This is a genomic window from Dethiosulfatarculus sandiegensis, from assembly GCF_000931935.2.
GTDB lineage: Bacteria > Desulfobacterota > Desulfarculia > Desulfarculales > Desulfarculaceae > Dethiosulfatarculus > Dethiosulfatarculus sandiegensis.
Map to the genome: position 1 here is coordinate 149108 of NZ_AZAC01000001.1, position 22435 is coordinate 171542.

Consider the following 22435-nt stretch of genomic DNA (forward strand, 5'->3'; position numbering starts at 1 on the left):
CAATTAATTTGTCGAATATGCCAATTTCCTGCCCTGTATTTCAGATCTGCATCAACTTGTACACTTTTATTGCAAAGCTTTTCCAGCGGGCGGCAATGAGCTATTATAGTTTCCAAATCCGTATTTTTACGGGACTGTATATTCCGGATATTCTCCCTTGAGTTAGCGCCTTCTATGCAAAGAAAACATGTTTTTTGGCGAGGGGCGGCTGGAATACTTTTGTTCCTGGGAGTGGTTTCCATGGGTCTTAACGGCATAATCGATTCTTTTGTTTTTTTCCCGGACAAACAATTGATAGGTACACCCAATGACCTGGAGATGGATTATCGGAATTTGTGGATAACTGTGGAAAAGGAAAAAATAATTCATGCCTGGTGGGTGCCCGCTCCGGATCCGGGGGCCGTGGTTTTGTTTTGTCATGGAAACGCGGGCAATATCTCTCACCGTCTGGATAACCTGGCGGGGCTTTATCGCCTGGGGCTGAGTGTGCTTATTTTCGATTACAGAGGCTATGGCAAGAGCCGTGGATCGGCAAGCGAAGAGGCCTTATACGCAGATGCGCGGGCGGCCTGCGCCAGGGCCGGGGAGTTGGCTCGACAGGCCGCGGTTCCCCTGGTGGTTTTCGGCAGGTCCCTCGGCGGGGCGGCGGCAGTCGGACTGGTGGAAGAACCGGGAATTTCCGGAATGATATTGGAATCCACCTTTACCAATTTAGCCGACATGGCCAAGGTGCAATACCATTTGCCCTGGACCGGCTCATGGTTGGCCGGACGATTCAACTCCCTGGACAGAATCAAAAACGCCAGAACGCCCCTACTGTTCATTCACGGAAATCAGGACTATATTGTACCCTTTGAACTGGGGAAGAGGCTTTTTCAGGCAGCCCCTGAACCCAAAGAGTTCATTGCCATTGAAGGAGCCGGTCACAATGACACCATAGAAACGGCAGGTCAGGCTTACTATGAGAAACTTGCCCAATTTATAAACAGCTTGAAAATGGTTGAATCATGAATTCCGCTGCCAAGGAAACACAATACCGGGCAGGACGCAGGGTGGTCCTGGTCGGGGCCTGGGTTAACCTGTTTTTGATTTTTGCCAAATTCCTGGCCGGTCATTTTGGCAACAGCCAGGCCCTGATAGCAGACGCAGTACATTCATTTTCTGATTTATTCACTGATTTCGCAGTTATAATCGGCCTCAAGCTGGGCAAGGCCCCGCCGGATAAGGTTCACCATTTTGGTCACGGCAGGCTGGAGACCCTCATTTCGGCTTTAGTCGGCCTGGCCCTGATAATAGTAGCTGGATTCATGGGCTGGGATGCGGCGGATAACGCCTGGCACGGAGTTTCCTGCAATCCCACCTGGCTGGCGATTGTGGCGGCCTTGGCCTCCCTGGTGGCCAAGGAGGCTTTGTTTCAATACACCATGATTCAGGGCAAACGGACCAACAGCCCGGCCTTAAAGGCAAACGCCTGGCATCACCGCACCGACGCCATGTCTTCGCTGGCCGTAATGGTGGGGGTGACGGCAGCCTGGTGGAAGCCGGAATGGGCGGTTCTCGATGCCTATGCGGCCCTGGTGGTTTCAGTCTTAATTTTTGCCGCCGGGGTGGGCGTAATCTGGGATGCGGTAAAGGAATTCACCGACTCGGCTCCGGATCAAAAGACCCAAAACGAAATTTTGGATTGCGCCTTGAGGGTCCCGGGTGTGGAGCGGGTGCATGATTTAAGGGTGCGCACCACTGGGGGGCGCCTTATTATGGAGCTGCACGTAGTGGTTGACGGTGAAATCAGCGTAAGACAGGGGCATGATATTGCCAATGAGGTGGAAAAATGCCTGTTGGCCGAGGTTCCCCGCATGGAAAGGGCCCTTATCCATGTGGACCCTGCTAAGGGGAAACCGGACAAGCCCCTTTAAGCCTCCTTGTGAGCCCGGCAGGAGGGTGATATCCTTGCCCGCAGGCAGGCAATAAGGAAAAGAAGTGACATATTACCCGGCATTTTTGGATTTGAGCGAACGTCTGGTGCTCCTGGTGGGGGCGGGGCAGGTGGCCGCCCGTAAACTGAGCGCCTTATTGGAGGCTGGAGCCAGGGTCCGTCTGGTGGCTCCGGAGCTGCATCCAAAGACCGGAAAGCTTTTAAACGATCGGGTTGAATTACTTGTTCGGCCTTTTATGGATGCCGACCTTTTGGGGGTGAGCCTGGTCATAGCCGCCACTGACAATGAGGCGGTGAATCAAAAGGTGGCTCATCTGGCCAAGGATAAAGGGCTGTTTGTAAATGTGATCAAAAGCCCTGAGCTGGGTGATTTCCAGGTCCCCGCGGCTTTGAGGCGGGGCAGCCTGACTATAGCGGTGAGCACCGGAGGGGCGTCGCCTGCGGCGGCCCGAAGGCTGCGTAAAGAACTCTCGGAAAGCTATGGCCCTGAATGGGAGCCTTATCTTTTATTATTGTCCAGGCTGAGAAAACGGATTACGGAAAAAGGGTTGTCTGCGGAAAAAAACCGGCCCCTGTTTTACCGGCTGGTGGAGTCCGATCTTCTAACTCTGGTAAAAAAGCGGAGCGCCCCTGAAGTGGACGTTCTTTTGAACGATATTTTGGGACCGGGATTCAGTCTGGCCGATTTGGAGTTGGCCGATCTGTTTAATTAGGGCGTGGTCTCCAATAAAGCCGCTTGAGCGGGTCAGGCACGGAGTTTTAAAACGAAACTGCCGACATAGAATCTGCGGGATTTTGCCGCGTTTCGGTTCATCCAAGGAACACTTGAAAAGGCAGGAGGATTGAATTGAGCACCTGGCTTCATTGGGCCACCCTGGCGCTTTACCTGGCGGGAACGGGAATATATCTTTCTTTTCTGCTTTGGCAAAAGCCACGCCTTGCCGATCTGGGCAAAGTGGTTCTTTGGCTGGGCTTTTCCCTGCATACTCTGGGCCTGGGCGCGGCCTGGCTGGATCTGGGCGCCTTTCCGGCCCTGAACTTGAGGCAGGCCCTGGATGTTTTCGCCTGGGCCGTAATGGGGGGCGGACTTTTAATCAACCTGCGAACTCAGGTGTTGATTCTGGGGGCTTTTACCGCGCCACTCGCCGCGATCATGCTTTCCGCGGCTTCGGTTATGCCTCAAATGGCCGGGCCGACTTCGCCTTTAATGAAAAGCCTGTGGGTGGTCTCTCATGTCCTGACCATGTTGGCCGGGTATGGGCTTTACACCCTTAATTTTTTAGGCAGCGTGCTTTATCTGGTCCAGGACGGCATGATCAGGAAAAAACATCTCGGACCGGCTTTTCGCAGGCTGCCTTCTTTGAGCAGGTTGGATAATTTAAACGCCGCCACCTTGATGGGCGGTTTTATCCTTTTCACCCTGGGCATGACCTTTGGGGTGGTCTATGGCCATCTTGCCTTGGGCACCTATTGGCAATGGGACCCCAAGGAGGCCTGGACCCTGGCCACCTGGTTTTTATACGCCGCCCTCACCCACACCAGACTGGTGCAGGGATGGCGGGGCAGACGGGGGGCCTGGTTCGCGGTTCTTGCCTATGGGGTTTTGCTTTTCACTTTTTTGGGGGGAGGGCTTTTGTTCTCCAGCTACCATAGCTTTGAAGGTCTGCAGCAGTTGAAGGGGGTGCCCCGGTGAACCTCTTATTGGTGGGGGTGAATCATAAAACCGCTCCGGTGAAGGTGCGGGAATGCCTGGCCCCGGAACCGGAAAAAGTGCCGGATATGGTGACGGACGCCCTTATGCTCCCCGGGGTGAACGAGGCGCTTTTGGTCTCCACCTGTAACCGGGTTGAGATGCTGGTGGCCTGCGATTGTCTGCAAGACACAGAAGATAACCTTTGTGCATGGCTCACCAACGGCAAGGGTCTGGACAGCCGTAAACTAGTCAAATCCCTTTATCTGCATAAAGACCAGGAGGCGGTGCGTCACCTTTTCCGGGTGGCAAGCAGCCTGGACTCAATGGTCATAGGCGAACCCCAGATTCTGGGTCAGATCAAAGACGCCTATCGCATCGCCTCAGAGGCCGGAACCACCCGCACAGTCCTTAATCGGCTGATGCACAAGACTTTTCATGTAGCCAAAAGGGTGCGCACCGAGACCCTGATCGGCGGCGCGGCGGTTAGCGTGTCCTATGCCGCTGTGGAGTTGGCCAAAAAAATATTTGATGAACTGACCGGCCTCAACGCCCTTTTAATCGGCGCGGGAGAGATGGCCGAACTGGCGGCCGAGCACCTTTTGGCCCAAGGGGTGGCTTCTGTGACCGTGGCCAACCGAACCCTGGAAAGGGCCATGGAGCTGGCCCGCAACCTGGGGGGAGGCAAGGCCTATCGTTTGGACGACCTGCCTCTGATCTTAGGTGAGGTTGATATTGTGATCACCTCCACCGGCTCGCCGGTGCCGGTTATCACCCCCGAGCTGGCTAAAAAGGCGGTGCGTCAGCGCAAGGGGAACCCCCTGTTTTTCATTGATATAGCCGTGCCCAGGGATGTGGACCCCAAAGTTGGTGGCTTTGACGGCTGTTTTATCTTTGATATAGATGATTTGAGTCAAGTGGTCCAGGGTAACCTGCGCATCAGGCTAAAAGAGGCCCAAAAGGCGGAGTATATTGTGGACCAGGAGGTGGTGAAGTTCAACCATTGGCTGAGTTCACTGGACGTGGTGCCCACCATAACCGACCTTACAGCAAAAGCCGAAGATATAAGGCAGACTGAACTGGCCAGAACATTAAAGGATCTTAAGGGGTTGAGTCCAGAGGATTCCGAAGCCCTGGAACGTCTCACCCGTTCATTGGTGAAAAAGCTCATACACGATCCTATATTATTCCTCAAGGAACAGGCTCACGAGAAAAAGCCCGAAACCAAAAAAGAGCATACAGCCCTGTTCCGCCGCATTTTTTATTTGGGTGAAAAATAAAAAACCATTTTCCCAGTTTTTTAAAGCAGTTGGAAAGCGAATTGTCTGTTCCTGCCTCACTTGGAAAGCCGGGAGAAGGAGATACAAGCTATGCGTATGAAAAAGGCTGTTTTCTGGCTGGTAATGGCAGTGATTCTGGCTGCCGCGCCGGCTTTGGCCAAGCCTGAAAGGCATAAACTTCCTTCCGGCCTCACCATCATCACCGAGGAGAACCACGAAGCCCCGGTGGTGAGTTTTCAGGTCTGGGTGCGGGCCGGGGCGGCTTTTGAGAGAACCCATGAATACGGCATCACCCATCTTATAGAGCATATGATCTTCAAGGGCAGCCCCAAGGACCCCAAGGGGGAAATGGCCGGCAAGATAGAGGCTCTGGGCGGACAGGTGAATGCCTACACCACCTTGGACCACACTAATTATCATGCCACGGCGGCCAGCCGCTTTGCTCCCCAGGTGTTGGAACTTTTAGCCGATGCCGTGGTGAACGCCAATTTTGATGAAGGCGAGTTGGCCAGGGAAAAAGAGGTGGTGATCGAAGAGATTCGCATGAATCAGGATGATCCGGCCCGCCGCCGTTTTAAAAAGGCGCTGGCGGCTTCTTTTGGGGATCATCCCTATGGCAGACCGGTTTTGGGAACCGTGGATTCGGTCAAGGCCATTTCCCGTCAGGATATACTTGAATACAGAAAACGCTGGTACCGCGCACCCAATGTGGTGGTGGTGGCAGTGGGGGATTTTAAAACCCGGACCATCCTGCCGTTATTGGAAAAGGCCTTTAAAAACCTGCCCCAAGGTCCCAGTCCCGATTTCAAACTGCCGCCGGTGACCTTGCCCCAGGGCCCCCGCCTGGAGCTGATGAAGGAAAAGGTGCGTCAGGCGTCGGTGATTTTGACCTGGCGCATTCCGGGCATGCCCTCTCCCAAGGTTTTTCCCCTGGATGTTACCGCCTCCGTACTGGGTGAAGGTGAGACCAGCCGGCTTTACGCCAAGGTAAAGGAGAAATTGGGCCTGGTCGACGGGGTTTCCTCCTTTGCCTATACCCTACGCGGTCAGGGTGTATTCATGATCATTGCAAGCATGAGTCCTGACAAGGTGGATCAGGCGCTGCCCGCCCTTTTAAAAGAGACCTATTCTCTTTTGAAAAGGCCGCCGAGCGGGGAAGAGCTTAAGATCGCCAATGTAAACCTGTCGGCTTCTTTTGTAAGAGACCGTCAGACCATGGACGGACAGGCCAACACCTTGGGATACTTTGAAATGTTCTGGGGCGGTTATGAAAAGGCCGCCACTTACCTGGAAAAATTCAAAGATGTTGCACCTGAAAACGTGGATTTGGTGGTCCGGGATTACTTTGACGCAGATGGGCTCATGGTTTTGGTCCAGAGCCCTGTGATCAAGGGCCTGCCTGATAAGGCCCGGCTTTCCGAGATGGTTAAAAAGGCCAGGCAAGAGGCCATAAAAGCAGAGGACCTCCCGGACAAGGTTGAAAAATTCACTTTAAAGAACGGGCTCACCCTGGTTGTTCAGCCCCGCCGGGCAATTCCCCTGGTTTCGTTCGACCTGGCCACCTTTGGGGGCCAGGCCCTGGATACCAAAAAAACCGCAGGGCTTTATCAGCTTTGGTCCCGCACCCTTACCAGGGGAACCGAAAACCACACCTACTGGGAACTGACCCGGGAACTGGAATCCATGGCCGGGAGCCTATCGGCTTTCAGCGGTAAGAGCACCTGCGGAGTTTCCGGTTCTTTTCTTTCTGCAGACTGGGCTCGGGGACTGGGGCTTTTGGCCGAGGTCTGGCAGCGGCCCATTTTCCCGGAAAAAGAGCTGAATAAGGCCAAGGCTGAGCAACGGGCAGCTCTGCGCGCCCAGTTGGATTCACCTCCGGGCCGCACCTTTATGGCTTTCAGGAAACTGTTTTACGGAGACCATCCCTATGGGTTGAACCGCCTGGGCACCCAGGAGACCCTGGCCGGATTCACCAGTGCCGATCTTAAAAAGGCCCATGAAAGGGTAAACGGTCTGGACGGGGCGGTTCTCACTGTGGTGGGGGATGTTGATCCGTCCGAGGTCCTGGCCAGGGTGCGCCGCCTGCTCGGCGGCAAGACAAAAAAAGCGCCTCAACTGAATTTGGCCTCACCCAAGCCTCACAACAAGCCTGCCCATGAGGAACTGGCCGATCCCAAGGCCAAGCAGACCCAGATAGTCGTGGGCTTTGCCGCGCCTTCGGCCACAGATCCCAAACGACATGAAGCTGCGCTCTTGCAGGCTATTCTGGGCGGTATGGGCGGCAGGTTATTCAGGGATTTAAGGGACATACAATCCTTAGCCTATACAGTGCAACCATTTTATTCCGATAGTTTGAAGGCGGGTGTTTTTGGGGTCTATATGGCCGTGGGTGCCGGTAAAGAAGAACAGGCCATGGCGGGATTGCATAAAAAACTTGTTGAAATCGCACAAAATCCGCCGACTGACCAGGAAGTAAAAAGGGCCAAGGCCTATATTCTGGGAGCCAGGGATATTGGCTTGCAGACCAATATGGCCCTGGCCGGGACCATGGCGATTGATGAGCTTTTGGGGCTGGGTTTTGATTATTACAAGAAAATGCCCCGGGAGCTGATGGCTATCAACGCTAAAGATATTAGTGACGCAGCCCGTAAGATCCTTGACTTTAATCAGTTGGTCAAGGTGACAATGGGACGAAATTCTCAGAAATAGAAGATTAAATCCCTGAGCCCTGGGCTTGTGGTTATGGGGGGCCAGGCAACCGTGACAGGTAGAACCTCAGGAGGAAATTGTGAAGACAAATAACCTGTTAGACAGGCAGGATTGCTTTTTGGTGGTGGTGGACGCACAGGAAAGGCTGATGCCCGCTATTTCCGAAAAACAGGCCATCACCGACAACTTGGACCGGTTGGTGAAGTTCGCCGGCATTGTGGGGATGCCGGTAATTTTTACAGAACAGCAGAAATTGGGCTCCACTCTCCAGCCTTTGTTGGACATCAATTCGGAACCACAGGTGGTGAGCAAGATAACTTTTGATTGCTTTGCCTGCCCCGAGTTTGCGGAAAAGGTCAGTGCCCTGGGTAAAAAAACCATGTTGCTGGCCGGCGTGGAGTCTCATATCTGCGTTGCCCAGACCGCATTGAGCGCCTTGGCTGATTATAAGGTGCATGTCATCTCTGATGCGGTGGGGTCCAGGGCACCGGCCAATCGCCAGGTCGCTCTTGATCGCCTGGCCAGGGCCGGAGCGGTTATATCAAGCACTGAGATGGCCATGTATGAGATATTGGGCCGCGCCGGAACAGACGAGTTTAAAAAGGTGCTGCCCCTGGTCAAGTAAGGGCTTATTTGCCTCTTTGAAGCTCAGTCAATCCGGGCGAGCCAAGTGGCAAGATATATTAAACTTGGTTTAATAAAATAATGGGATCAGCTCCGGCCGATCCCATTATTTTATAAAGTGTATTTCATTTGTACTACTCTGAAATTAAAAACTTTTTAGAGTAAGAGGCCTTGCCTTGCCCTGATTTTTAAAAAAGTTCAGGTGATTGGTTTTACTCTAAATAGGGCGAAGTTAAATTATGAAGCTTGGTTTCATATGCTTAAAAGGGCAGGAGGCCAACTGCAAAGGAGAAAGGTCCCTATTCTTGTTTTAAATTTGCTATGGTGTTTTTTTACGATTTAAATAATGGCTAAAGGTTGAGACTCGAAAAAACAGGGACCAAGGCATGCTCTCAAAGATTGGAAATCAAGGTTTGGCCGGTAATTCTGAAGTGAAATTGTTGCTCGGGCTGAAATTCCAGTTTTGGGTTTGTCTGGTGTTCCTCCTGTGTTTTGGCCTTGAGGCTGCGGCTGAAACCAAGCCTGATCAGGGTTTGATATCCCCTGATAAAGAGGCGGTTGTCCTGAGTCGGGCTTCCTCTGAGCCTGCCCCCACCAAGAAGGTTGATTACAGCTTTTTCAAGAGCTCTGAGATGGCCTTCACCTGCTTGATGCCCGAGAACTGGCAAACCCGTAAGATGGGAAACGGCGACCTTTTGATTTTGCCGGAGGCCTCGGAAAACGGGTTGAAATTTTCCATCAAGATCAGGCTGCAAAAAATAAAAGGCCAGGGGCGGCCAGCTCTTAAACGAAAGATTGAAGATTCCGGCAAGCAGTTTCTCAGGGCTCCCAAGGGCCAAATATTAAAAGAAAATAAAACCATGATCGCCGGTAAGGAAGCCCCCTATCTGGTGGCCGCCTATCGGGCCCTGGACAAACAGGGTCAAACCAGGGTCTTTGCCCATGCTTTGGTGGCTTTTTTGCGCCAAGACCGCATCATGCAGATTGATTATTTTGCCCCCTATCGGGTCTACCAGGAAAAATTGCCTTATTTCCAGGGTGTTCTGGATTCGCTTCGTTTGTTGCCCCTGAAGCCTTAAGGTTTTTTTGCGGCCAGCCATTCGGCTCTTTTGCGAGCGGCCCGGCTGTCCTCGGCCGAGGGAGCCAATTCGGCGTATTTAAGATAAGAGCGGGCGGCTTTTTTATAGTCTTTTTGCTTTTCACAGGCTACTGCCAGGTTTTTGTAGGCCAGGGCATAACCTGGATCAACCTGAATAGCCCTTTCATAGGCTGCTATGGCCTGTTCTATTTTTTCCTGCTTACGCCTTATCAGTCCCAGGTTGTTCCAGAGCTTGGCATTGCCCTGGTCGTTAAAGGCGGCCCGGGCGAAGAGGGCTTCCGCCTTGGCCAGGTTCCCTTTTTTGTAGAATTCCATAGCCTGGGCCACGTATTTCTCAGAAATTTCCGTTGGGGTCGGCTCCCTTGACTTAGGCGGCTCAGAGACGTTTTCTTGGGTGTTCAGGGGGGCAGCCTTGGTTGATTGCTCTGGCTGATCTGTATTTTTTGGTGAAACGGAGCCTTTTGCCTCTACGTTTTCCTGGCGTTGCTTATTGGTCGGCGAATTTCCCGAAGAAGCGGCCTCAATTGCACTGGGGTCAAAATCAGCAGGCAGGGAAAAGGGAGAATCAACCTGGGGCAGTTGTTCGCCATATACAGAATCAACAGGCGGAAAAACCATGAGGAAAAGGAAAAAAGATAAGCATAAATAGTTAATTGTCTGCTTGGTTAAAGGTAGGTTAAAGGTCTTCAAACAAAGCGATCGGGGCATTTGGGGTTCCTTTGCCAAAATACATGAAACATTTTGCCTGTTGATAAGGCGTTCCTATGAATAATGCATACCCTGCCCCACAAATCAAAGAGTTTTTAAGACAAAATTTCCTATACTCCGGTTTAAAGGAGGTTCATAGTTGTACAACCAAGGCATTACCTGCATTTATGGGGGCCCGGCGAGAGGGGCGGCTCTTAGGTTATGATTTTTTGAATAAGATGCGTATTTCTAATTAGTTTTCAAGATTACGCTCTGCCGGGCGACTCCCGGCAAAGTCCAGGGGGACAGGTAAGAAAAAAGGCAGACTGTGCTTTGGCGCACAGTCTGCCATGATTAACCCGGACCCAAGGCTCAGCCCAGGCTTTCCTGTTCTCTTTGGGCCTGCTGGTAGTTCTGCACCGCTTTTAAAGCCCGATCAGCTTCTTTGGCGGTTGTACTGCCCTTGGCAGCCCTTTTGCGGGCCAAGCTAAAGGCTGATTCAGCCTTTTTTAGCTGCTCCATCTGCATGGCGCAATATCCGGCCATGAGACTGTATTTTCCCTTGGGGTCTTTCAGCTTGGCTGCGGCCATGAAGGAATCGTAGGCCTGTTTATATTTTTTTCTTTGTAAAAGAATTCTGCCGATCAAGGCCATTCTTTTGTGAGTGGGGGCTGCCAGGTAGGCTTTTTGGGCAGTTGCCAAAGCCTTTTCATGGTAATTGCCCTGTAGATAAACACTTGTCAGGGTGTCCAGTTGCTTGGCCGTGGGTTTGGGGCCAAAGGCCTTCTCATAATAGCAGGCCGCCTTTAAAGGAACATTGGCAGCTCGGTAAAGACCGGCAAGGTTGCGCCAGCCTGCCTTTTGGGGTGGTTTCAGCCGATAGGCCACCTCCAGGGCGGCGGCCGCCTTATCCTGCTTTTTCAGACTAAGCTGAAGGCTGGCCAACAGACGCCAAAGCATTTCGTCTTGGGGAGCCATGGCCAAAAGTCTCTCCACAACCGGTTTGGCCTTTTTGGGCTTTTTGAGTTCCATGTAAACCCTGGCCAGGGCGGTCAGCCATGCTTTTTTAGGCTTGGCCCTTTGACTTAACTTTTCCAGAAGAGCTATGGACTTTTCCGGCTTTTTGGCGGAAAGGTAAAAAACCGCAGCCTCATAAAGAAGTTCCGGTTGTTCGGGTTTTATCCAGTGATGGGCCTTTAAGGCCAGCTCGGCAGCCTTTACGGGGTTGCCTTTTTCATACATAACCGCAGCAAGGTTGCGCAGGCCGGGTCCGTGGCAGGGCCGTAACTGCACGGTTTTTTGGAAATCGGCTGCCGCCCGGTCTATTTTTTTGAGCTGATAGCAAAGTACGCCGCGCATAAAGAAAAATTGGTAATGGCCTTTATCGGGATGATCCGAGGCGTATTTGTCCAATTGAGCCAAGGCCTTTTTTTGTTCGCCTTTTTCCAGCAACTGGTGGGCCTTGTGCATTACGCGGTGCATGCTTCTGGGCAGGCGTGGCTCAGGTCCGCATTTTTCAGCGGCCAGGGCCGGGGAGAGTAAGAGAATTCCGCAGACCCAAAGCGAGCACAGGGTGATCAGCGATTTTTTCATTTTTATCTCTCCAACTTGAACCTGATTGTAGTTTCAACCCAGGTTTCCACCGGCTCGCCTTCCTTCATCCCTGGCTTAAACCTCCAGCGGCTCACAGTTTTTAAGACCGCATCTTCGAAGATACCGGACGGTTTGGCGTTAACCACCTCCAGGTGGTTAACCTTGCCTTTGAGGTCAACCAAAAACCTGATAGTCACCGCACCTTCAAGCCCGCGTCTGCGGGCCAGATAGGGATAGGGCGGGGGAATGCGGGCCGTTACCAAAGGGGCCCGATCCACATCACCCATCTCGAAACGGCTGGGGCCCAGGGCAGGTATGGCCACCCCGGTGGTGAGCTTGGGGTTGATCTCCAAGTCCAGTTGCGGAGTCTCCAGGCGAACCTGGGGCGTCTGCATGGGAGCCATGTTCAGCTTTTTAAGCTTCATTTTGGGCGGCTCTTTTTTGGGCGGTGGAGGCTTTTCCTCTTCTATGGGCGGAGGTGTGGGGCGCACAGGTAAGAAGGCGGTCAAAAGGTCTTCTTTGGGGCCTTTTTGCAGACCAGCCGTGTGTATCAATAGCGGAGCCAGGCAGAAAATGGCGAGGTTCAGGGCCAAGGCCAGGATAAAGGCCCCGGTCTTGCCGATTCTGCCCAGCATTTTTACAGCGGAAGGGCTCATTGAGCGGACCTCTTGGCAGCCACGGCCACATCCTTGGCCCCGGCCAGCCTGCATTGGTCAAGCACCCGAATTAATTTGCCGGTGTGGCTTTTTTTGTCCGCCACGATCATCACGGCGCCCTCCGGGTCTTCGGCCAGAAAACGTTCCACCAGGCCCCTGACCGAGCGCAAGTCAACCTTACGGTGATCGATATATATATTACCTGCCTGATTCACCCCGACCATCATGGCGCCTTTTTGTCTGGCCGCGGCGGTTGCTGCCTGGGGCCTTTGCACCTCAACCCCTGATTCTCTTACAAAACTGGTGGTGACCATAAAGAAAATCAGCAGGATGAAGACCATGTCGATCAAGGGCGCCATGTCAATGGTGGGCTCATCGCCGTTACCGTTTCCTGCGACCCCGCCCAAGCGTCCTCTTAAGCGTAGCATTTATAGGCCTCCTTGCTTTTCAACCAGCGGGTCACCGCCTGCTGGAAGGAGACAAGCTGCATTTGGTTTTTTTTGATCTGCCTGCGCAGGGCATGGCCAGCCAACAGGCCCGGAATGGCAACCAAGAGTCCGGTCTGGGTGGTGATGAGGGCCTCGCTTATTCCCGAGGCCATGGCCTGGGCATTGCCGGTTCCGAAAATGCGGATTACGTCAAAGGTCTGGATCATGCCGCTGACTGTGCCCAACAGCCCCAAAAGGGGGGCTATGACAGATAAAATGATGATGGAGGTCAAATATCGCCACATGGTGGGCATTTGCCTTTTTATGGACACCTCCCACAGTAGAAGATCCGCTTTTTGGTCTCCGGTCCGCAGGGTCAGAAAATGTTTCAAGGCCCGCCCCCTGGGACCGCCGTTGGTCGGCGGCTTCTCACCCGAGGAAAGGCAGAAGCGGGCTGTATTTATGTCCGTATTGTCCCTTTTGATGCGAAGCACCCAGCTCAGCTTAAGGATGATGAGAGTCCAGAGCCAGATGGACACCGCCATCAAGGGGAACATCACCGGCCCTCCGGCCAGGATGAAATCCAGGGCTGTTTCCAGGGCTTGGTTCATGCTTTTTCCCCTTGCCTGATAAGGGCCGCAGACAAAGAAACCGCTTTTTCTTCCATGTCTCCGGCTATGCGCTGGGCTCTCCTGCCAAGGAGACCTGCGGCAACCAAAACCGGAATGGCCACCATCAGACCCAACTGGGTGGTCACCAGGGCCTCGCTGATGCCTCCGGCCATGAGCCTGGGGTCGCCGGTTCCAAAGACGGTGATAACCTGGAAGGTCTTGATCATACCGGTGACTGTACCCAAAAGTCCCAGAAGGGGGGCCACCGCGGCCAGCACCTTAAGTGGGGTGATGAAACGCTCCAGGCGGGGCAGCTCTCTGAGCATGGCCTCGCTGAGTCCGTTTTCAATAACTTCGCCCGAGCATTCACGCAGGCTCAGTCCGGCCTTTATCACATTGCTGGTCGGCCTGCCGCTTTGGGCGTCGGCCACCTTGTATGCCTCATCCATGTCTCCGGCCAGCACCAGGTCGTTGACCTTGGACATCAAGGCGTCTGTGTTGGAGCGGACCCTTTGCAGGAAAATAAGTCTTTCTATAATCAACAGCACCGCAATCGCACCCACTAGAAGTATGGGCCAGATCAAGTAGCCGCCGCTTTGCACCTGCTCCCAGAAGGTCACCCTGCGCGCCAGCTGACGCAAGGCTGCGCCGCCGCTGATGTCCATGGGGGCCATGGCCGTTTTGCCGTCAAAATAATCGGTAAGTTCGTTTTCCAGAAACCAGTCCGGTTCTCCGCTGGTGGCCAGAAGGCTGCCGGTGCCCGGTCCAAGGGTGAGGTAGCCCATTTCCTGCCCGTTTCTGTACAGGGCGCAGAAACCGCCGAGCCTTACCACTCCTGCCTGGGCTTCCTCTCCTTTGCGGTTGACTATCTTGGTTTCCCGTTCCTTAACCTCCGCAGAGCTTTTCATCTCTGTGAAGTAGTGGGCCACCAGCCTGGTGATGTCATCCAGGCCCGGAAAACGGCTTTTATTTAAGTAGGCCCTGAGGTCTCCCAGCCGCTCTGGGTACTCGGCAGTGATGGGGGAGCGCTCAAATTGGGCCAGAAGATCCCTGGCCGCGGCCCTTACGTGCCCGGCGAGTTCATTTAAGTCGCCGCTGGACTCCTCCACCTTGAGGCTTAACTCAGCCTTTTTGCGGCTTGTTTCGGCCAGGTCCTCGGTGGCCTTCTGAAGCCTTGCCTTTTCCCGGGTCAGGTTTTGCTTGAGCTCAGCCAACTTGTTTTTCAGGTCTGCCTTTTTATGGGCAATATCCTTTTGGGTTACTTCTTTTTCCTGGGCTGCGTTTTGCAGGTCTTTGGCCACATCCCGGCTTACCTTGGGGTAGTTTTCAGCCTGAGCCAGGGAAAAGGCCGCAAAGCAAAGGCAGACTGCGAGGATTAATTTTTTCATTTGGCCACCTCACCCTCTGAAACCTGCCCGGAGGCAGAGCTCTTGGCTGGTTGGCCCACCGGCACTTTGACCAGGCTTACAACCCTTCTGCGGTCCGCAATGTCGGCAGCCTGGATAAGGCCGCGAATATTGCCTTCTACCGGTTCAAAGGATTGGGTTTTTTTGTCAAAGGTCCAGGCACTGTGACCATCGGCGCTCAAGGCGAAAAGCCCCAGGCGACCGAGGCGCAACATCCTGACCCTCTTCAATTTGTCATTCACCCTGATTTCACCTTCTTCGGTTTCCACAGTGGATCCATATCTGGCTTCAATGGCCAGGGCCTCCAAAAGGCGTCTGGTCTTGTCCGCCAAACTGGCATCGTAATCATTTAAGTTGTCGCTGAGTGAAGCCAGCCTTTGAGCACGTTCTTCTTTTAAAAACGGCAGGTCCTGGGCCACAAATTCCTGCAGATTGGCATAAGTGGCGTCCAGATATGGTTCCAGTTCAGCCCGGATGCGGTCCATTTCATCAAGTCGTCTTTGCAACTCGGCCACCTTGGCCTGTTGACCCCTTAAGTAGGCCTCGGTTTTTTTTCTTTCCCTGGTTACTGTCTTAAGCTCGTTTTCCAGCTGTTCCACCTGGTCCATGAGCTCTGCTTCCTGACCTGCAAAATGGTCTATCTTCTTTTGGGCTTGCTGGCGCAGGCCAACCGCCTTTTCCGCCTGGTTCTTAACTACAGAAGCCTTGGGAAGTGGTTGCGGTTTTGTCTCGGGCTTTTTTTGGGCCAGGCTCGCCGTAGCTGTCATTGTCAGAAGAGCAGATAATGTGATGCCCCAACAAACAAGTGCCCGGAATCGGTGAAAAGTTAGCATATTATAACTCTTTTTGTTTGTATTAATATGAATGAGCAAAAAAACAGCCCACCACCATATCCCTGGCTGGGGGACTGCACCCATTTTTCTCTGATCGCCCCAGAGACCCTTCTGGAGATTCATCTCCACGCCGAATTCCACGTCAGCATGGGAAAGGTCAATGTTACCGGCAGGTATTCTGGCTTCCGGATCTTCCTACTAACCGCGCCTTCCCACATTCCCGATGGGCTTGCAGTGGCGACCAGCTTGGCCAGGATGGCTACAAACCTGGTCTGGTCATCAAGGCCTTCAGGCCTTGTTTGCTGCGGTTTTCGTTCCCGGTTACAGCGGCGGGACCGCGACGGAATTTCACCGTCTTCCCTTTACTGCCCCTACAGGGCACCGGCTATTGAAATATGCAGTTTTTGGCATGGGATGTCAAGCCGTGGAAAGTGCTTAAGTGCTAAATGTTTGTAATAAATGATTGCTAGGTGAGAATTTGCTCTTTAAAATAGGGTAAAAGTTGCTTTGGGTCGTTTGTACGGATGGGGTGCCGAATTAACCGCACACGGCCTTATTCTTTGATTATTAAAAGTAAAAAGTAGATTCTTACTCTCCCGGTAAAGGCTTGGATCTTTTTTTACCGAGGTTGCAATTGCCCTGGCTCAAGGCAGCCTGCCAGGAACCCTTCGGGAAAAAATATCCAGAAAAAGGCCAGGGTACATACTGGAAAATGCCTTGAATCCTCGGGGAGTGTGAAAATAGGTTCCCAAAAATCCATAATAGCTTAGGGAATTTTGAGAACCTATTGATTGGCTCAAGAAAAAACCGACATTGTGGACTCGTTTCTGAGTCCATGCCGGAAATATTATTTTATTATTAACAGCCACGGTTGCGCACCTGATCGTATTATGAATAAAAAAAATATCCTACTTAAATGCCTGTTGGCCTCACTCTGCTGTATTTGGGCGTTTTTACCCTGGGGTGATTCATACGCCGCACCCAACAAAGATACGGATTTGAGAGGCCGTGCCGAAGATCTCTATGAAAAAAGGGACGATCCGCAAAACGCCCAGAAGGCGATCGAATCGTATCGAAAGATTGTCTCCGAAAACCCCCAAGATGAGAAGGCCGCCTGCCGTCTGGCCCAATTACTGGTTTGGGATGGGGCTCTCTCCTCGGATGAAAAGGCCATTGCCTGTTATAAGGAAGCCGCTTCCCTTTCGGAAAAGGTGTTGAAGCAGAACCCGAAAAGTACGGGCGGGCTGTATTGGCTTGGCGTGTCTTATGGCTTGTGGGCCTCCACGGCAGGCCCTATCAAAAGCATCTCTTTGGTGGGAGAAGTCAAGTCTGTGATGGAGCGCCTGGCCGAACTTGATCCCTCCTATGAAGGCGGAGGAGCTTATCGGGTATTGGGAAGGCTCTATAATAAATTGCCCTTTTTCCTGGGAGGCGACGATGCAAAGGCTGAGGAGCTTTTGCGCAAGGCCGTGTCAATGGGTCCCAGGTATTGGCTGAATCATCTTTACCTTGCCGATTTGTTGCAAAAGTGCGGGCGGGAAAAAGAAGCGCGGCAACTGGTTACCCAAGTGCGGGACACCAAGGCCGCTGAACCCGGCCTGGAGCCTGAGACCAGGCTTTGGAAGGATCTGGCCGGGAAATATTTGCGAGGCGAGGCCGACCCGGACGACAGCCTGGCCGACACTTCCTGCACCGCCACCAAGCCTGGAGATGGCCAATAACTTTTCTTCAGGTTCTTGAGATGTTTTCTGGCAGGAAAATTAAAGACGGATGCCTTTGGGGGGGAGGGGCTGCGCTGCTTCTTTTGATACCTATATAGTTACTGCCATGAATCGGATTGAAATTAAATAACCGCATTTTCCCGGTTAATTATCTTATGCCGAGAGGTGTGGGTTCGGGGAACTATTGTTTACCTTGGTGTGACTTTTCAAGCTTTTTTGTTCCTTTTAAAAAAAGAACATTTCTTTATACGCTATCTCTTAGCTTGGTTTTTAATGGAAAACACGCCTTGCTCCATGAGAAGGCCGCCTGATTTCCTTGCCTGACAAATGCATAGAAGTGATGATTTGTATATAGTTCTTCGCTGATAATTCAGGCAGGTAATGGAACGTATTATTTTTTGCCTAATTAAAAAGGCCGGAGGAACGTCTCCTCCGGCCTTGCCTTATCTTCCGCCTGGGGCGGAAATAATCAGAACTTGTAGGAGAAGGAAACACCAAACAGGTTAGCGTCTCCGTCCTCAAATTCAGAGGCCAGCACACCGTCTGCGACCTGACGGGAAGCAACGGTGCGGTCTTTTTGCATTAAGTAGGAGTAGTTGACGTCAATGGCCAGGTTATCGGTGACCATGAAGCCCGCGCCGACACCAAAGATGTTTCTGTCGCTGGTGGGCAGCAGGTAGTCGGCCAATGAGCCGTCAATGGGGGATTCATCGTATACGTAATTTGCCCGCAGAGCCAGCCAGTCAAGCGCCTTGTATTCAACGCCAAACTGGAAGCGCCACACGTCGCTCCAGTTCTTTTCACTGGTCTTGGAGGGCAGGCCGATGGCGCGCAGGTTCTGGAACTCAACCGTCAGGGCGTCGTAGGAACTCCACATGGTGTGGATGGCGCTCACACCCAGGTTCCATTTCTCGGTGGGTTTGTAGTTCACGCCGACCAGGATCTGGGCGGGTAAATCTATGGTGCCGGTGACGTCTGAGAACTGGAACAGGTTGTTGCCGAAGATGGCTTTGACCAGGGGAGCGCGTTCATACTGAGAACTACCGGTTACCTTCTGGTGAACCTCGCTGCGATAGGTCAAACCAAAACCCAGGTTTTTCTTGGGCATCCAGCTTAAGGAGATGTTGTACCCGTAACCCTTGCTGTCGCCTTCAAGTTTCTGGTTGACATCCATGGCGTTGGTACGGGGGTCGTTGACCGTGGGAGGAATGATCCCGGCTGCGATCGGCCCGGTATTGCCGGTGGCATAGAGATATTTGGTGGCGTCTATGGTCTGGCTCAGCTTGAGGTCAAAATACATGAACTCAAGTCCACCGGCGATGGCCAGCTGGTCATTGATCTTGAAGGAGAAGACCGGAGTCACGCTGAATGATTCGATCTGCGCCAGGTAGCTGTTGTAACGGCCGGGCCAATTTTTCTCATATTCCGCGGCCAGACCGAAACGGCTGAACATACCCAAGCCGAAATAGACCTGCTTGAAAAGCGGGGTCGATACATAGGCGTGGGGAACTAGGTGGTATTTTTCATCCATGGCAGTGGTGGTCCTGCCCCTGTCATACATGTTTGTAGTCTTGACATCCGCCGAGGGGTTGACCACACAAACACCCACCTTGGCCTGAACCCGGTCCAACCAGGCAATGGCGGCGGGGTTGACTGACAGGGCCTCGGGTCCTTCGGGCATACCCACCACTGCGCCGCCCATACCCATGGCGCGGTTATCCCACTCATAAAGGCCAAAGCCTGCGGCATAACCTGTTGTGGCGGCAAAACACATCAGGCCGGCCACAAATAATGCGGCCAATATGCGTTTGATACCTTTGCTCATTTCTCCCTCTCTCCTTTCAGTTCCCAATAGAGCCTGTTCCTTCCCCGCCTTATTTGAAGGTTTGATTGCTTGGATAATTTTTAGTCAGGATTTTTACAAGGTTCACCCCTGCGTAAGATTTGCACAAGGAACCTGGTTTGGTCAAGAAATCTTTGCCGGAATAACTATTCAGTTTCTGAATAATCTCTTCGAGTTGACGCGTTTTGGCAATGCGTAAAGTTTAGGACGCAGACTGTTGATTGGTAGATTAAGCCGCTGGCTTAATAGACTTATAAGTCAACATTATAAGGGGTTGATAAGGGTAATCAAGGTTAGTTGTGTGGCAATGAGATGAATTTTTTCCAGCTGAAAATATGTATTCTTATACAGAAAAGAGGTGTGAAATCAATTATGATTTAATCTACCTTTTCGGGAATGGAATTTCTTTGGCTTCCCGTGGCTTAGCGTTGAAAGGGGTTTTTGGTATACTTCCGGCCATTACGGGCTTTTCCCAAAAGGGTTTTGTTTGCCGAAAAGCAGTGTTTGTAAGAGAAACCAACCTGCCGTTACGGGCTGGCTGGCGATACCGGCGTCAAGGTTGTCTTGCCGGGCCCGAACAGGTGTTAAAGGCCCCGGCATAAAAGGAGCTGATCAGATGCGGATTGGGATAATGCTCCGCCATATCCAGGAAAAGGGCGGTATAGTCACCTATACGCAGAATATGCTGAAGGGTTTCCTGGCCGATTCCAATCAGCACCATTTTGCCCTGATATATGCATCGGACCAGATGTTGGGAACCTATGCCGAAGACCCCAGGGTGAGCGAACATGTTCTCAGCGGGAAAAACCGTTTTGCCTGGGATCACCTTTCCGTGCCCCGCCTGGCCAATAGCCTGGACTTGGATATCATCTACAATCCCAAACTCAGTGTGCCGCTTTGGGCCAGGCAGAAAAGAATCCTTACCCTGCGGCCTGAGCAGTTTGTACATCCCGAGTTGTTCCCCTTTGTGGACAGGCAGTATTTCAAGCTTTTCATGCCCCTTTACTGCCGGGCTGCGGCCCGCATACTGGCGCCGGCCGAGAGTTCAAGGCTGGACATCATCAATTTTGTGGGCGCAGACCCGAAAAAAGTGGTGACAGTGCATGAAGGGGCTGGGGATCATTTTTTCGAGCCCGCGCCAACCCGGGAGGTTCTGGAGGAGGTGAGGCGGAAATACCAGCTGCCTGAAAAGTACATCCTTTTTGTGGGGGGCCTTACACCACTTAAGAATTTTGAGCGCCTGGTGGAGGCTTTTTCCAGGGTTCAGCCAAAACACAAGATTCCCTTGGTGGTGGTTGGCTTCAAGCGCTGGAAATTCGATCAGGACCTGGCTTTTGCGGAAAAAAACCCGGCTGCCGCCCATATTCATTTCCCCGGCTTTGTGGATGACCTGGATATGCCCCATATCTACCGCATGGCCCAGACGCTTTTCTTCCCCAGTATCTATGAAGGATTCGGTATTCCGGTCTGCGAGGGCTTTGCCACCGGTTGCCCGGTGATTGCCTCCAGCCAGGGGGCCAGCCCCGAGGTTGCCGGGGGGGCTGCTCTTTTGGTGGATCCCCTGGACGTGGAGGACATGACCCGGGGATTGGACCGCATGCTTTCAGACTTGGAGGTCAGGGAAGAATACCGGCAAAAGGGCTATGAGCGGTCCGGTTATTTCCGTTTTTCCAGGGCCGCCCGCCAGACCCTGGAGGTCTTTGAGCAGGCCCTGGCGGATTAAGGATTGCCGCCCGCTTATTTGTTATTGGGCTCATCCTGTAATTCCTGAATTTTAAAAAGCCGGGCCTGATACTTGCGGTTAAGCGGGTCCAGGGAAACGGCCTTTTTCAGGTCCGCCTCGGCTCGCTTCGGTTTGTTCAGTTTGATTAGGGGAAAGCTGCGGTTGAAATAAGCAGCGGCGTAGTCTGGGTCCAGCTCTATAGCCTTATTGAAATCCTTTAGGGAATCCTTGTAGCGTTTAAGCTGGTAATTTAGTATGCCCCGGTTGTAAAGGGCTTGGGTGAAGTTGGGGCTGGCGGAGATGGCTCGATTATAGTCTCCGGCGGCCTTGCCCACGTTTCCCTTGTCCAGATAGGCATTTGCCCGGTTGTTGTAGGCAATCGCCAGGTTGTCGGGCGAGAGTCTGCCGGAGTTGATGGCCCTGGTGAAACGCTTTATGGCTTCGTCGTAGCGCCCGCTTTGATTCATGGCCAGCCCGCTGGCAATGTCGTCCAAGGCCAGGTGGGCGGCCAAGTCGTCAAAGGCGTTTTCAGTGGCCGCGGCACAGCTGCCAAAAGAAAAGACCACCGCGCAAATCAGGGCCGCAATAATAAACGGCTTCTTTTTGATCATGTTCCTTGAGCGCACCTGAAAGGGATCTGATCCGGCCTTGTCTCAGGCGGACTTGAAGTTTTCTTCGATTTCCAAATCCTGATCCTGGTCCGGTTCCTCTTCTTGCCCCGGGTTTTCGGGTACGTAGCAAAGGCCCTCGTCCGTTACCTTGATAACCCCGGCGGAAACCAGCGCCTTTAATGCCTTGGGGCGGTAATCCCTGACCCCCATCTGCAAAAGGTTTTTTTTCCCGAAATCTATCTCGATAGCCGTTTCCGGAGAGACCGCGCCTTTTTCTTTCATGCCGTTCACGATTTTTTCGGCTGCGGCCCGGTATTTTCTGGCCATGAAGAACTGGGTCAGGAAAAAGACCCCTATCAAAAAAACTATGGATACTATAATTTGTGTTGTCTCATTCATAATGGGCCAACTCTACCACAATCCGGGCGTTTTTGTTACTCATCAAGTCCCTTCAAACCGAGCTTAAAAAATACCCAGGCCGCAACCCGCGGCCATGGCTCCGCCCAACTCAAAACAGGCCTTCAGGTCTTCTGCACCGGGCTCGCCCTTTATGATCACCGGGGCGGCCACCTTTTTAAAAGGATAACCCAGGCAGATGCGCTCAATGGAAAGCGCCGCCTGGGCGCCGTCGTTTCCGGCGGAGATGAAAAGGGCATAGGGTTTTTTAAAGATTTCTTGGTGTTTTCTGGCATCCTCATAGGTGCGGTCAAAAAAATCTTTTATAATTCCGGCCATATAACCAAAGTACTCGGGAGATCCTATCAAAATGCCGTCGCAATGAAGCAGATCTTCAAGTCCGGCTTGGGAAGCATGCTTGGCCAGGCAGACCGCGCCCTCAATGGAGCGCACCCCCCTGGCCGTTTCTTCAGCCAGGCGGGCGGTTTTGCCGGATTGAGAGTGGTGAATGACAAGTATGCGGCTCATGGGGTTTGCTCCCTTTGCGGTAACGGGAAAACGGGCCGAACCACCATAACATTTTTGTGAA

Annotated in this window: 21 protein-coding genes and 1 riboswitch; of the genes, 10 read left to right on the forward strand and 11 right to left on the reverse strand. The window is 52.7% G+C overall.

The features are described 5' to 3' along the window. Positions 1–174: 174 nt before the first annotated feature. The 8 genes from X474_RS00690 to X474_RS00725 all read left to right on the forward strand — a co-directional run bounded on the left by X474_RS00690 (position 175) and on the right by X474_RS00725 (position 9318). On the forward strand, positions 175–1011 hold the full coding sequence (locus X474_RS00690) for an alpha/beta hydrolase (protein ID WP_052514698.1): 837 nt from the start codon (positions 175–177) through the stop codon (positions 1009–1011). Next, on the forward strand, positions 1008–1916 hold the full coding sequence (locus X474_RS00695) for a cation diffusion facilitator family transporter (RefSeq protein ID WP_044346121.1): 909 nt from the start codon (positions 1008–1010) through the stop codon (positions 1914–1916). Before X474_RS00690 ends, X474_RS00695 begins: the two co-directional genes overlap by 4 nt. 64 nt (positions 1917–1980) lie before the next feature. Further along, on the forward strand, positions 1981–2649 hold the full coding sequence (locus X474_RS00700; RefSeq protein WP_044346122.1) for a precorrin-2 dehydrogenase/sirohydrochlorin ferrochelatase family protein: 669 nt from the start codon (positions 1981–1983) through the stop codon (positions 2647–2649). Positions 2650–2783: 134 nt separating this feature from the next. Beyond that, entirely contained in the window at positions 2784–3629 is an 846-nt protein-coding gene (gene ccsA / locus X474_RS00705; protein ID WP_044346123.1) for a cytochrome c biogenesis protein CcsA, read from the forward strand. After that, positions 3626–4906: a glutamyl-tRNA reductase gene (hemA, locus tag X474_RS00710; protein ID WP_044346124.1), complete on the forward strand. Its 1281-nt coding sequence runs from the start codon at positions 3626–3628 to the stop codon at positions 4904–4906. Before ccsA ends, hemA begins: the two co-directional genes overlap by 4 nt. A gap of 90 nt (positions 4907–4996) precedes the next feature. Then, the gene (locus tag X474_RS00715; RefSeq protein WP_044346125.1) at positions 4997–7615 is read left to right on the forward strand and encodes a M16 family metallopeptidase; all 2619 of its coding nucleotides are present in this window, start codon (positions 4997–4999) and stop codon (positions 7613–7615) included. 79 nt (positions 7616–7694) lie between these two features. After that, positions 7695–8240 carry an isochorismatase family protein gene (locus X474_RS00720; protein ID WP_052514700.1) on the forward strand — a complete coding sequence of 182 codons (546 nt, stop codon included), beginning with the start codon at positions 7695–7697 and terminating at the stop codon, positions 8238–8240. A gap of 385 nt (positions 8241–8625) precedes the next feature. Beyond that, positions 8626–9318 (forward strand): hypothetical protein, encoded by a 693-nt coding sequence (locus tag X474_RS00725; protein WP_044346126.1) that lies wholly within the window; start codon positions 8626–8628, stop codon positions 9316–9318. Here the strand turns inward: X474_RS00725 and X474_RS00730 are convergent. The 7 genes from X474_RS00730 to X474_RS00760 all read right to left on the reverse strand — a co-directional run bounded on the left by X474_RS00730 (position 9315) and on the right by X474_RS00760 (position 15486). Next, positions 9315–10046, reverse strand: a complete 732-nt coding sequence (locus tag X474_RS00730) for a tetratricopeptide repeat protein (RefSeq protein ID WP_052514702.1) — start codon at positions 10044–10046, stop codon at positions 9315–9317. The genes X474_RS00725 and X474_RS00730 overlap by 4 nt on opposite strands. 351 nt (positions 10047–10397) lie before the next feature. Beyond that, positions 10398–11618 (reverse strand): tetratricopeptide repeat protein, encoded by a 1221-nt coding sequence (locus X474_RS00735; RefSeq protein WP_044346127.1) that lies wholly within the window; start codon positions 11616–11618, stop codon positions 10398–10400. Between the two features lie 2 nt (positions 11619–11620). Then, positions 11621–12274, reverse strand: a complete 654-nt coding sequence (locus tag X474_RS00740; protein WP_052514704.1) for an energy transducer TonB — start codon at positions 12272–12274, stop codon at positions 11621–11623. Next, a complete protein-coding gene (locus X474_RS00745) occupies positions 12271–12702 on the reverse strand; it encodes an ExbD/TolR family protein (RefSeq protein WP_044346128.1) in 432 nt (143 codons plus the stop codon). Before X474_RS00745 ends, X474_RS00740 begins: the two co-directional genes overlap by 4 nt. Next, entirely contained in the window at positions 12690–13313 is a 624-nt protein-coding gene (locus tag X474_RS00750) for a MotA/TolQ/ExbB proton channel family protein (RefSeq protein ID WP_044346129.1), read from the reverse strand. Before X474_RS00750 ends, X474_RS00745 begins: the two co-directional genes overlap by 13 nt. Continuing rightward, complete coding sequence (locus X474_RS00755) at positions 13310–14701, reverse strand: MotA/TolQ/ExbB proton channel family protein (protein ID WP_044346130.1); 1392 nt, start codon at positions 14699–14701, stop codon at positions 13310–13312. The genes X474_RS00750 and X474_RS00755 overlap by 4 nt, the downstream gene beginning before the upstream one ends. Continuing rightward, positions 14698–15486 (reverse strand): DUF3450 domain-containing protein, encoded by a 789-nt coding sequence (locus X474_RS00760; protein WP_044346131.1) that lies wholly within the window; start codon positions 15484–15486, stop codon positions 14698–14700. The genes X474_RS00755 and X474_RS00760 overlap by 4 nt, the downstream gene beginning before the upstream one ends. Before the next feature lie 217 nt (positions 15487–15703). Continuing rightward, positions 15704–15951: riboswitch (cobalamin riboswitch) on the reverse strand. 491 nt (positions 15952–16442) lie between these two features. Between X474_RS00760 and X474_RS00765 the strand changes: the two genes are divergently transcribed. Beyond that, entirely contained in the window at positions 16443–17273 is an 831-nt protein-coding gene (locus X474_RS00765; protein ID WP_052514706.1) for a tetratricopeptide repeat protein, read from the forward strand. A gap of 469 nt (positions 17274–17742) precedes the next feature. Here X474_RS00765 and X474_RS00770 read toward each other — a convergent pair whose 3' ends face one another. Next, on the reverse strand, positions 17743–19098 hold the full coding sequence (locus tag X474_RS00770; RefSeq protein ID WP_044346132.1) for an OmpP1/FadL family transporter: 1356 nt from the start codon (positions 19096–19098) through the stop codon (positions 17743–17745). 634 nt (positions 19099–19732) lie between these two features. Here X474_RS00770 and X474_RS00780 point away from each other — a divergent pair. Further along, positions 19733–20839: a glycosyltransferase family 4 protein gene (locus tag X474_RS00780; RefSeq protein WP_052514708.1), complete on the forward strand. Its 1107-nt coding sequence runs from the start codon at positions 19733–19735 to the stop codon at positions 20837–20839. Positions 20840–20853: 14 nt separating this feature from the next. On the opposite strand, the gene X474_RS00785 is transcribed toward X474_RS00780, so the two are convergent. The 3 genes from X474_RS00785 to X474_RS00795 all read right to left on the reverse strand — a co-directional run bounded on the left by X474_RS00785 (position 20854) and on the right by X474_RS00795 (position 22374). Continuing rightward, positions 20854–21450, reverse strand: coding sequence for a tetratricopeptide repeat protein (locus X474_RS00785; protein ID WP_044346134.1), 597 nt, complete (start codon positions 21448–21450; stop codon positions 20854–20856). Positions 21451–21492: 42 nt separating this feature from the next. After that, positions 21493–21849: a hypothetical protein gene (locus X474_RS00790; RefSeq protein ID WP_044346135.1), complete on the reverse strand. Its 357-nt coding sequence runs from the start codon at positions 21847–21849 to the stop codon at positions 21493–21495. A gap of 63 nt (positions 21850–21912) precedes the next feature. Then, positions 21913–22374 (reverse strand): flavodoxin family protein, encoded by a 462-nt coding sequence (locus tag X474_RS00795; RefSeq protein ID WP_044346136.1) that lies wholly within the window; start codon positions 22372–22374, stop codon positions 21913–21915. Positions 22375–22435 lie beyond the last annotated feature (61 nt).